The following is an 11,780-nucleotide window of genomic DNA, read 5'->3' as shown; positions in this document are numbered from 1 at the left end:
TCAAACCGTTGAAGAGGAGACTTCGCTTCACTCACGCACCCTAATGCTATGTACGGCAAAGCTCCTCAACCAGTTTGTTTTATTGGGTGTTGCGGTCATATCCCGCTTGTTTAATCTGCAGCCACTCTTGCAATCCAAGACGATCCAGCTCTTTCAGATAAGCGTCCCACTCCTGATCGATCTTTCCATTCTGATACCATTCCGTGCGCATACGCAGCACATAGGCGAACAGATCAGTCTCAATGGTGGAGAGGCGGTCGAGTTCATCGATCGAGAAGAACACGCTTGGATAGACGTTTTCTGCTTTCATGTGTGGAACCATATATTTATCGAGCAGTTCCATACGCCATGCGGCATCTTCCGGTTTGGTTGTGTATTTGTCATAGTAACTGTCGAGAATAGCCAGCGGTCCTGCAATACTCGTTTTCTGTCTGAGCTCAACAGGTGCAGCGCCTTCCAGCGGGAGATGCTTCAGCATGCCTTTGGCTTCATCCAATTCAAAAATATTCTGTTGTGTCTTATCACCGTAAGTTCCCCAGTTATTCTGCACGGACTGGAGCGGATCGTACAATTGGTCCACCCACTTCGCTGTGGATTCCAGATTTTTATTGCTGCTCGTAACAACCATGCGTCCCCGGTCTAGACCGATACCGTTTGTACGTGCGACATTAATTTCTCCATTCGGTCCGGCGACAGGAGGCAGAACATCATAGGTATCATTCATACCTGTAATGTTGGCCTTATCCCAAGTGAAGTACATGCCATATTTGTTGTCTTTGCCCTTGGCCAGATACGTATTCCAATCCTGCTGATATGCTTCCACATCTACAAGACCTTCCTGAACCAGTTCGTGAATGTATTTGACCGCTTCTTTGTAGCCTTCATCTGCTGCTGTGAAGACCACTTTTCCATCGTTGGTCACCACGGTGTGGTCCCAGTTCTCCCCAAGTCCAAATGCTGCAAATAAAAATGTTAGATCTTCTCCGCCCGGCTTGTTAATGAAGGACAACGGAATTTCGTCAGCCTTGCCATTGCCGTTCGGGTCCTGAGTTTTGAACGCAATCAGCACTTGTTTCAATTCTTCGGTTGTCGTTGGCATCTTCAGTCCGAGCTTGTTCAGCCACTCCACGTTGATCCAAGGTAAGTCATCAACCGTCTGTATTCGTTGCTTGCCACTTCCGAGCTCCTCAATCCAGGGAAAGGAATAAATATGTCCGTCTGGAGCCGTAATCATGCTCTTGTATTCGGGAGCTTCCTCCAGCACCTTTTGCAGGTTCGGCATGTATTGGTCAATCATATCCTCCAGTGGAATGATGGCCCCGTCCTTCGCCAGTTTCAGGAGATCATAGTCCCCATAACCTGCGTCAAAGATGGCATCGGGTAAATCACCGCTGGCTACCGCCAGGTTTCTTTTTTCCGCAAACACATCACTCGTGTAGTTCTTCCAGTTGATATGCACGTTGGTCTTCTGTTCGAGTCTCTTGTTAATCAGCTTCTCGTTCGGATCAGCAGGGGCCAGCGGAGAACTCTGTGTTATAAAATTCAATGTCACTTTGCCATCAGGCGACTGGGCTTCACTTGCGGCACCGCCTCCTCCCCCACCACACGCCGAGAGCAGGAGCATAGCTGACAACATGGAGATGGATGCCGTTGTAGCGGCTTTTCTGGACTTGTTCACTTTTTTCATAATAATGACCTCCGTGGATTGTGTTGGGTCGAACGTGCTATATTTCAGGCTGTTCACTATTTGAGTGAACCTACCATGACACCTTTTTCGAAATATTTCTGAAAGAACGGATACATGATGATGAGTGGCAGACTCGAAATGACAATGGCTGAATATTTGATCATTTCCGAGAGCCGTTTCAGTTCTGCCATCGCAAGCTGATCACTGATCATGCCTGGCGCAGCCTGATTCTGAATCAGAATGGAGCGCAGCACAAGCTGTAACGGATGGAGGTTCGGATTATCCAGATAGATCATGGCGTCAAAATAGGAATTCCACTGCCCTACAAACGCGTACAACGCGAGGACAAAAATGATGGGTTTCGATAAAGGAATGACGATCTGGAAGAAAATCTTCATCTCGGAGGCGCCATCCACATTGGCGGCTTCTTTCAGTTCTCGCGGTACCCCTTTGAAGAAGGTTCTGGAGAGAATGATGTTCCAGACGTTGACTGCGCCTGGGATGATAATGGCCCATACCGTGTCCAGCATGCCGAGATTACGAACAAGCAGATAGGTAGGGATCAAACCGCCACCGAAGAACATCGTGATGATAAAAATAATCATGAAAAATCCTCGCCCTGCCAGCCTTTCATCAGACAATGCATATCCTGCAAATATCGAGACGGTCACCGTCACGAGTGCAAAAGAAACCGAGTACAGCACCGCATTGGCAAACCCTCGAATCATGGCTGGATTGGACAAAATCATCTGATACCCATCCAGACTCCAGTCGGAAACATTGAAGGACAGTCCGCGATTCAGCAGCACAGTTGGGTCCATGAATGAGGCAACAACGATATAAATCAGGGGGACAACCACAACCAGTACGGCACAGGTGAGAAAGATCGCATTCAGCGCGAGGATCAGACGATCCAGTCCCGTATGTTTGACTACCATGGATAACACTCCTTTCCTAATAGAGGCCTTCGCCTTCATTCAATTTCTTCACGATCAGATTCACAGTAACCAGCAAAATGACATTGATGACGGAGTTAAACAATCCCACTGCCGCAGAATAAGCGTAATCTCCGGACTGCAAGCCCACCTTGTAGACATACGTGGCAATGATCTCAGAGGAAGGCAGGTTCATGGACGTCTGCATCAGGTAGGCCTTCTCAAATCCAATCGACATGATCCCGCCAGCGGCAAGAATAAATACGATGGCCATAATCGGTCGAATCGTCGGAAGGTCGATGTGGCGAATACGCTGAATAAGATTCGCTCCATCCAGGTTGGCTGCATTGTGAAGTTCCGGATCGACATTGGCCAAAGCAGCTACATAGATAATGGAAGCCCAGCCCGCTCCAGTCCAGATATCCGACAAAATGTATATCCAGCGGAAATATTCCGGCTCGGACATGAACATAATGGGATGCCCTGTAATTGCTGTCGCTATCTGATTGATCGGCCCTGTTGGGGATAGAAAGATAAACAGCATACCCACAACGACAACAACCGAGATGAAGTTGGGTGCATACAGAAACAATTGGATGTTTTTCTTCACTCCGGCTTTACGTACCTGATTGAGCATGAGAGCAAGCAAAATGGGTACTGGAAAGCTGAATATCAATCCAAAAAAGCTGAGTTTAAGCGTATTCATAAAAATGACATCAAAATTGGGCGAAGCCAAAAACTTCTCAAAATGCTTCAAGCCCACCCACTCACTGCCCATGATGCCTTTGATCGGACTAAAATCCTTAAATGCGATAATGGCTCCGTACATCGGGATGTATTTGAAGATAAGGGTGAGGATCAGAGCTGGTGCGAGTAACAAATACAAAAAATAATTCTTTTTGAGCTGCTGCATCCTGTGACCGGTTGATGTCCTCTGTTTCAACACCCTTCCTGTACCCTTTTTGGTATCCACCGTGTTATCCAACACATGACCTCCGTTCATTCCTGAAGTTGACAATTGTTTGTAGTAAGGGCTTTCAATATTTACAATTGCTCATTTAATAATTTACAATTTAGCAGGTGATCTAGGCATTAGTCAATACGTAATGTAAAAAATAATTGTGCATTTGATAACATTTTGTGTGTTTTTCAAGTTCTGAATGTGCATTGATTTGCATATAAAACGTTTATTTAAATCCCTTCAATCTGTCACTTCCCTTATCAGAAGTAGGATATTCCGAACTAATTATCATTTGCAACGAAACTTCTGAATACAATTAAAAGCGCATTATTTGAATTAAAAATGTAAACTAAATTGTGCATATGTAAAATTGAGATTGCTATTTGTTCCGATCTATTATACATTTGACTAAGATAATACTATGGACGACCATATGATCATTAGAGGTGAAGCACTAGATGGCAAAAGAAAAAGTCACGATACAGGACATCGCGGATGCTTTGGGCATCTCCCGGAATACAGCTTCCAAAGCCTTGAATGATAGCGGAAATATCCCGGATGAGACACGTAATCGTGTAATTAAAAAAGCAATTGAACTTAAATATAAACAGTTTGCCTATATGGAAAATGAGCATGTTCTAACCAAAGCTCCAAGCAATATCGCCCTGTTAACGGAGAATCTGCCCAATACATCTCACTTTGGTTCGATGTTAATCAGTGGTCTGGAGAAAAGAATCAGCGCAGAGGGGTACAATCTCTCCATTCATATCGTGCGTGAGGTTGATCAGGATTCACTTACACTTCCCAACAATTTTGATATTTCCAACGTGGACGGTATCATTTGCATTGAATTGTTCGATCTCAAATATACTCAGCTTATTACCGATCTCGGCATTCCCACGATCTTCATAGATAGCGCTTCCGACATATGTTATCCGGAATTTCATGCAGATTTGCTGCTAATGGAGAACGAGCACAGCACGTATCAGTTAACCAGAAAGTTAATTGAGAGTGGCTATAACAATATTGGATTTGCCGGGGATTACAATCATTGCAAAAGCTTCAATGAACGTTGGGTAGGATATCAGCGGGCCATGCTGGAAGCGGGGTTGCAGGTCGATCCATCCCAATGCATTGTGGACGATGACCGCCTGTTCTTCTCGAAGCCCGGCTGGTTAAACGAACGAGTGGCAGAGCTGAATTCACTGCCTGATGCGTATGTATGCGCCAACGACTTCATTGCAGTCGAACTGATCAGGGCATTGAGAGCGAGGAATATTACTGTACCGCAGGATATTGTCATATGCGGATTCGATAATGCGCCTGAATCACGGATTATTGAGCCTCCATTAACAACTGTTCATATTTACAGTAACGAGATGGGCATCAAGGCTGCGGAGATGCTGTTATCCCGGATTGATCATCCGTCACAGCCTTATCAGGTCTCGCATATCGTGACCAAACCGATCATACGGGAGTCCACTCCCACACTTATGAATGCCAATCCACAAACCGTTTAACTTATCTCATGAATCTCTAAAAAAATAAATAGCCGTATCTTTCACGCAGAGTAGATCGTGAAGGATACGGCTTTTTTTAAAGGGACTTCTATATGCCCTTTGTATGATGCATTCACAATATGATGCGAACAGGACGCAGCCTTTAACCAAAACTCGTAGCTCCGTGCTACACGGATGCCTTGGATGCTCCTTTGGCCGAACGTACCTCTGTGCGAATCAAATTAAAGATCATAAAGACCAGCACAACGAGTTGTGGAATAAAGGTCTCCCATGTCGGATACATGCCAAGCCAGCCAATCGTTGGCAGACTCGGCACAACATGAGCCCCCAGCGCTGCTGAGACTTGAAGGGAGTGAATACTCTCTCCAAGGAAACGAAATACCAGATAATAAATCAGCAGCGTAGCGGTCAGGAAAAACCATCGTACAGGCAGACGTACACTGAACTGAATAATGGCCACAGCCAATACAATCAGGATGAGCAATGCTGCCCCCATACCGATCAACATCTGCGAGGTATCAATTGCAGGCGCCATGCCAATATAAAAGATCGCAGTCTCCGCACCTTCTCGCAATATGGCGAGTCCCGCCACAGCAAAGAGTGACCACAGACTCCCCCTTGCCAGTGCACCACCTACCTGTCGCTGTACATAACTATTCCAGGAGCGGGTATTCGATTTGCTATGCATCCAATGTCCAACCGTCAACATTAGTACAACGGCTGCAAGCCCCGTATACCCCTCAATCATCTCCCGTGTGCTACCCGATGATGCCACAGCAAAGGTCAGCGACAGTACAACGGCCAGCGCCGCACTAAGCAGCAGACCACTACCGGCACCAGCCCAGATCCAGCGCCGGGCCGCAGTCTCGCCACTTTTCTTGGCATAAGCGAGCAATGCAGCCAGTACCAGAATGGCCTCCAATCCTTCGCGAAGCAGAATCAATGCCGCATCCCATGCCGTGTATGAGGTGGTAGCCGTTAACGGCTCCAGCCGATTGATCATTTGGGTTACAACCTCGGTTGCCTTCGCCGTATTTGGCGGATTGGAGACGACATATCCGGATGCTTCCGCCATTTCATTCTCAATAGCCGTATATGAAGCGGGAGATGATATCTGCACCTGACCTTCAACCAAAGGCCAGGCCACGATAAACTGCTCCAATCCCGTTGCAGCAGAAGTGGTATCCCCGGCTTGAATCTGCTGCTCTATTTGCTCCAGTAATTTCAGCAGGTCGGACAATGAAGAAACACCAGAGGATGCTGACGTATCCTCAACTTCCCCTTCCTTGAGTGTCCCTGCACTGTAGTCCGTGAGCAACGTGACCAGTTCCTGCATACGCTCTGTTGCCTGTTCTTCCTTGCGGGGCTCGGCCTGCATTGAAATACGAACCAGGCTGATGTCCTTCTCCAACTGGCTGTATACGCCAAAATGATCCTGACGGATCGGAGCTTCGGTGCCTTTCCAGGCCGTAACAATCCGTTTATAGGCAAGCTCTGCCTGGGTCCAATCGCCCTGTTCCATTGAACTCAAACTTTTACGTGCGTCCGGCAGCAGCCTTTCGGCCGCTTTACGGCCTGCGTCGCTGCTCTCTTCCGCACCCTGAAACGCCTCAATGTACTGATTGGTCGCACGGGCAAGATCCGCCAGTGCTTTCTTGGCAGCATCAGAATCCTTGCCCGACAGTGCCTGTTCCGCTTTGGACAAGGCATCACCTACAACTCTAGAGGCCATCGCAACCTGATCTGCGTTCTGCTCCGGCACCAACGTGCTGGCAGCATCCCACAGTTGCCAGAATTCGGCGACATCCTCCGTCGCTTCTGCCAGCTTGCCCTGTCCCGCTTCAACCAAGGCACTGCCCACAGGCGGCAATAGACTATCCAGTTGTTTTTGCACAGACTGCTCTTCGTTTTGGAGCCCCTCAGCAGAAGCGTGTGGCGTGCCCGGTAAACGAATTACACTGGACCCCACCATCAGAAACACCAGCAGCATCAGCAAGGAGCGCATCAACCTTCCTTTGTGCAGCCGCTTAAGCGCCTTCCGATCTGCGATCCTGCTCATCTTTGTCATCCTCCCCATTAAATTAAGGTGTCCCCAATATATCCGCCATTCGTAATTCCGGGGAAACAGGCAAATACAGCACTGCCTGTGTGCACGGTATATTCGTTCAGCTTGTCGTTCTTTGCCAGTCGTTTCTGAATCGGAATAAACTGCTTCTCCAGGTCCCGTTGATAACTAATGAACAGCAAACCTGCATCCAGCTGTCCGGTCTTGGCATCGAGCCCACTCGAATACGAGTAGGAGCGGCGTAAAATTTGCTGACTGCCATCACCCTTCGCGAGACGCAGATGTGACGTTGCCGGAATGACAGGCTGTCCATCGGCAGACTTGGCCTTCAGATCTACCGGATCGAACTCGCCGCGGCTGCCGAGCGGCGCTCCGCTGTCCCGGTGGCGGCCGAATGTCGCCTCCTGGTCTTTCAGTGTGGAGCGGTCCCACACCTCCACACGCATGCGAACCCGGCGGACGGCCATATAGCTGCCGCCGGCCATCCACCCCGGACCGTCAGCAGGCTGCGCCCAGACGGTCTGGTCCATCAGCACGGCATCCGTTGTATCAGGATTGCCGGTGCCATCCTTGAAGCCGAGCAAGTTGCGCGGTGTTCCACCGGCAGGGTCAGCTCGGCCTGTGCGCTGGAAACCTTCCTGCGTCCAGCGCAATACCGCATGCCCGCGTGCGATGCGCGCGAGATTGCGGATGGCATGGAAGGCGACCTGCATATCGTCTGCGCAGACTTGCACGCACAGGTCGCCACCACACCACTGCGGGTCCAGCGCATCTCCGGCGAATGCCGGCAGATCGCGCAGGCCCTTGGGCTTCCGGCCCTGCAGCCCGAAGCGCCCGTCAAACAAAGAGGGCCCCACACCAAACGTCAACGTAGTTCGTGACGGTGTCAGGCCTGCCGCTTCGCCCGTATCGGTAGGGGGCGTATTCAGCGTTGTATTATGTTCGCCAATCATCTCTCCGGCGGCCATGGCAGCGGCAGCCGCCGTCCAGTTCTTGAACAGACGGCGGAGATCCTCCGCGCTTCCCGCCGTCACATCAAAGGCGGCGAAGCAGATGAAATCCTGAGCCGGGGTAATAATGCCTGCCTGGTGCTTTCCATAGAAGGGCAGTGCCTTGTCCGGCGTGTTCACATCCAATGTCGCCGGACTGCTTTTGTGGCCCAGCGCCATCAGACCGCTGGCACCGCCTCCACCCAAGAGCAGACCCAGTCCGGCCACGCCGGTCAGCTTCAGCATTTCACGCCGTGACAACGGCTTTTTCAGCGAATCCTTTTTCTGCTCGGTCATCGTTCTACACTCCCAGTACCTGTCCCATGTTAGACAGTGGCTCAGCTAATGCATCCAGGTTCTGACTCAGCTTCTTCACGTCCTCATCCTTCAGCTTCTCATATGAAACGTACCCGTCTCCATCCTTGAATGGAGCAAGTTCTTTCTCGAGCGCATCGAATCGGTCCGCAATTTGCTGATTCAGATCCTTGTCTTTGGCAGCCAGATCATCCTTGAGCAGGTTATAAATCTCGCGTGCTCCCTCTACATTCGCTGCAAAATCATACAGATCCGTATGGGAATAACGTTCTTCTTCACCGGTTACCTTACTGGAGGAAACCTCATTCAGAAGTTCTACCGCACCCGTTACCATCAGACTCGCATCGATGTCCATCGTCTCGACTTTGGCACGCAGGAGCTTCGCATCACTCAACAATGTATCCGCAAAGTCAGTCATGCCTTCGGTCGTCTTGTCTTCCCAAAGTGCTTTCTCAATCCGGTGGAATCCGCGCCAGTCGGCAGCCTCCACATCTCCGTCACGCGCATCGATATTCGGGTCCAGATCCCCAAGTGCTTCGGCTACCGGTTCAATGCGTTCATAATACATACGAGCTGGTGCATATAATGATTTGGCAGTCTCCAGATCACCCGCTTTCACGGCATCCGTGAACTTCTCCGTTTGCTTCACGAATTCATCAATCTGCTCGATTGCAAACGCGCGATAGCCATCCACTGCGGTTGTATAATCACTCCCGGCCGCTTCCTGATCTGTTGCATCCGTGGTTTCTGTGGAAGTTTGATTTTCGCTTTGAGCAACAGGCGTCTCTGCCTGCTTGTCCGAAGCATCATTATTGCCGCAAGCGACGAGTAAAACCGAAGTTGCCAGCACAACAGCCGGCAATGCCAATATTTTTTTCAACACGATACACTCCCCATTGGTTAAACTGATTTGGTTGTACACCTGCGATTAATATGTCGATGAGTACAAACCTTTGGATTAACGTTCATTTAATGATAATGATTATCAATTTCGGTAATGACATCATAATTCCGGCGCATACTTATGTCAATATGAAAATAAGGGGAACGGTTTAATCACATACCTAGATGGAAAATACCGGGTATTAATTCCCTTGAAAACATAGACAAACTTCGTCATCACCCGTTAAAATGAGACAAAATGTCTATATTATCTTAATTTATGAAATTGGAGGCTCATGCCATGAAATGCCCAGTATGTAATCATGAAAATGGAAATGCTAGTTTTTGCGAGAGGTGCGGCTCTAATCTAACCCCTTCCTCCCCTACTGCAGATTCCGCTCAGGATCAACAATCCGCTGCTGCCGAACCCGAATATACGCGTTGGTCGAGCACACAGGCGACATCTTCTCACGCTCCCATTTCTCCCAACACACCTTCTGCTCCCAGACCTGTACAACACATATCCGACTCTTCCAACACAGATGGCCCTTCATCTTCTGAAGACAACAACGCCAATCAGTGGAATAACATCGTACAAAATGAGAAAGTTCAGCAAGCCAAAGAAGTAAGCAAACAGTATCTATCCTATTGCCTTAGTGTGCTCAACCGTCCTTATCAAACCATGAAAACCGTTGGTGAACAGCATTCTCTTAACGGCTGGATCACGATGGCTCTGATTGCGGTTCTATCCTCTACATACTTTTTGATTACATTCGGCCGGATGGATATGGACGGATTGTTCATTGGCGGGTTTATCAGACCGCTGTTGTTCACCGCCATTTCTTTGGTCGTAGCTATCGCATTGATGTATGCCATATTGAAGATTGAAAAAATTACGTTCCGTCCCAAAACGCTGGTTGCCCAGTTCGGTACATTGCTTGTGCCCGCTGTAGCGTCACTCGTTCTGGCGAATCTGTTTATTGTTATCTCGTATTCCATCGCTATCTTCTTCCTCGTTGTCTCGTATTTGATTATCTTTGTATCTCTTAACACGGTGCTGTTCCAGTATCCGCTGAATCGTACCAAGGCAGCCATCGATAGCATGTACAGCGTGCTGATTGCCAATGTTGTATTGTTTTTTATTCTATCTCGCTTTCTAGGCGCTACAATCATTGGCTTGATTGGCCTGATGTATTCTCCATACGGTCGTCTGTAGCATCTAGTTCAAAAGCTCTGACGAAGGCTCTCCCTGCTTATGCGAGGAGGGTCTTCTTTGGTTTTCAACGTCAGCAGATTGCACTCGTTGTGTTCCATACACTATAATGTGTAGTGTAAAAGGTATGTTCTTTTTTACGTAAGGATATGAGGTAAGAAACACTCCATGCTTATATGGGACCTGTACCATTGTCATAAACACTACATTATGTAGTGTATTGTTGTGATCATTCATTTTATTAAGAAGGGCAGAGGAAATCGATATGGATATGAATATGAATCATATGCAAATGGAGCACGAGGCAGGGACATCCTATCTGTGGCTTATCGTTGGAGCAGTCGTTCTATTGTTCTCCATCGCAGCTTATATCTGGTCTTCACGCACCCAGAAGTCTGTACTGGCACATATGAAGAAGAATGAACGAGCTGTGATTAAAAAGAAAACCCGATCTATCCGCCTGGGTGCACATGCACTACTGGGGGTGTCGATCATTGCGTTTGTTCTTTTCTTCATGCAGGGCGCACTTACCAAGTATGATGTAGCCGATCTAAAGGCTGATGCTGTGATTGACGTGACCGACGATAAATACTATGGAGCCGATCATACGGAAGAACCGATCCAATATGAGATGACCATCCCGACGTCGGGGCCTCATAACCCGCATGATATCAAATTCGGATTTTACACCGATCTCCCCGGCTATCCATACCTAGTACATAATCTGGAGCATGGGGATATCATCATTTATTATCGTGCGAACGCAAGTGATGAGCTGAAAGAGCATCTGAAATACCTTGCCAAGTTCCGCAAAGCTGGATCAGGTATCCTCGCTGTGCCAAACAAGGACATCCCAGAGGGCAGTGAGGTCGTCGTGACGGCATGGACCAAAACCATGAAGCTGGACCAATTCGATGATGCCAAAGTAGGCACTTTTATTAATAAATATATTAATCAGGGACCAGAGAAGATCCCTGCCTCCATCCGCCAGGGTGGCGGGACGATGTAAAGCCCCTCTTTGTAGTAATAACAGCAAAGGGTTCCTGCAATCATAGGGAGTTCAAGGGATGAGATATCCATTTATACGTTTCAAACAAGATACGCTCCTGGATCTATACTTGATCCGGGGGCTAATTCTTTATCATGCAGATGCCGATATTTTAAATAGAAATGAAATACATATATGTACGTTAGCAAAGAAGGAAACGCAGTT

Annotated in this window: 9 protein-coding genes; 3 read left to right on the top strand and 6 right to left on the bottom strand. The window is 48.3% G+C overall.

From position 1 onward, the window contains the following. Nucleotides 1-79 precede the first annotated feature (79 nt). The 3 genes from ACDJ58_RS29065 to ACDJ58_RS29055 are packed head-to-tail and all read right to left on the bottom strand — an operon-like array spanning nt 80 to nt 3,535. A complete protein-coding gene (locus tag ACDJ58_RS29065; protein WP_413374192.1) occupies nt 80-1,687 on the bottom strand; it encodes an ABC transporter substrate-binding protein in 1,608 nt (535 codons plus the stop codon). Between the two features lie 56 nt (nt 1,688-1,743). Next, nucleotides 1,744-2,625 (bottom strand): carbohydrate ABC transporter permease, encoded by an 882-nt coding sequence (locus ACDJ58_RS29060; RefSeq protein ID WP_024632860.1) that lies wholly within the window; start codon nt 2,623-2,625, stop codon nt 1,744-1,746. 16 nt (nt 2,626-2,641) lie between these two features. Further along, nucleotides 2,642-3,535, bottom strand: coding sequence for an ABC transporter permease (locus ACDJ58_RS29055; RefSeq protein WP_413379877.1), 894 nt, complete (start codon nt 3,533-3,535; stop codon nt 2,642-2,644). A 506-nt stretch (nt 3,536-4,041) separates the two neighbouring features. Here ACDJ58_RS29055 and ACDJ58_RS29050 point away from each other — a divergent pair. Then, complete coding sequence (locus ACDJ58_RS29050; protein ID WP_413374191.1) at nt 4,042-5,103, top strand: LacI family DNA-binding transcriptional regulator; 1,062 nt, start codon at nt 4,042-4,044, stop codon at nt 5,101-5,103. A 166-nt stretch (nt 5,104-5,269) separates the two neighbouring features. Here ACDJ58_RS29050 and ACDJ58_RS29045 read toward each other — a convergent pair whose 3' ends face one another. From ACDJ58_RS29045 to efeO, 3 genes are read right to left on the bottom strand one after another with little or no spacing between them, the layout of a single operon-like run. Beyond that, nucleotides 5,270-7,162: an FTR1 family iron permease gene (locus tag ACDJ58_RS29045; RefSeq protein WP_413374190.1), complete on the bottom strand. Its 1,893-nt coding sequence runs from the start codon at nt 7,160-7,162 to the stop codon at nt 5,270-5,272. A 17-nt stretch (nt 7,163-7,179) separates the two neighbouring features. Further along, the gene (gene efeB, locus ACDJ58_RS29040) at nt 7,180-8,454 is read right to left on the bottom strand and encodes an iron uptake transporter deferrochelatase/peroxidase subunit (RefSeq protein WP_413374189.1); all 1,275 of its coding nucleotides are present in this window, start codon (nt 8,452-8,454) and stop codon (nt 7,180-7,182) included. A 4-nt stretch (nt 8,455-8,458) separates the two neighbouring features. Beyond that, nucleotides 8,459-9,352, bottom strand: coding sequence for an iron uptake system protein EfeO (gene efeO, locus ACDJ58_RS29035; protein WP_413374188.1), 894 nt, complete (start codon nt 9,350-9,352; stop codon nt 8,459-8,461). A 303-nt stretch (nt 9,353-9,655) separates the two neighbouring features. Between efeO and ACDJ58_RS29030 the strand changes: the two genes are divergently transcribed. Next, nucleotides 9,656-10,570 carry a hypothetical protein gene (locus ACDJ58_RS29030; protein ID WP_413374187.1) on the top strand — a complete coding sequence of 305 codons (915 nt, stop codon included), beginning with the start codon at nt 9,656-9,658 and terminating at the stop codon, nt 10,568-10,570. 268 nt (nt 10,571-10,838) lie between these two features. After that, nucleotides 10,839-11,576, top strand: a complete 738-nt coding sequence (locus ACDJ58_RS29025) for a DUF3105 domain-containing protein (RefSeq protein ID WP_413374185.1) — start codon at nt 10,839-10,841, stop codon at nt 11,574-11,576. Nucleotides 11,577-11,780 lie beyond the last annotated feature (204 nt).

The organism is Paenibacillus taichungensis (assembly GCF_047302525.1).
GTDB lineage: Bacteria > Bacillota > Bacilli > Paenibacillales > Paenibacillaceae > Paenibacillus > Paenibacillus taichungensis_B.
This window is presented reverse-complemented; position numbering and strand designations above follow the sequence as displayed.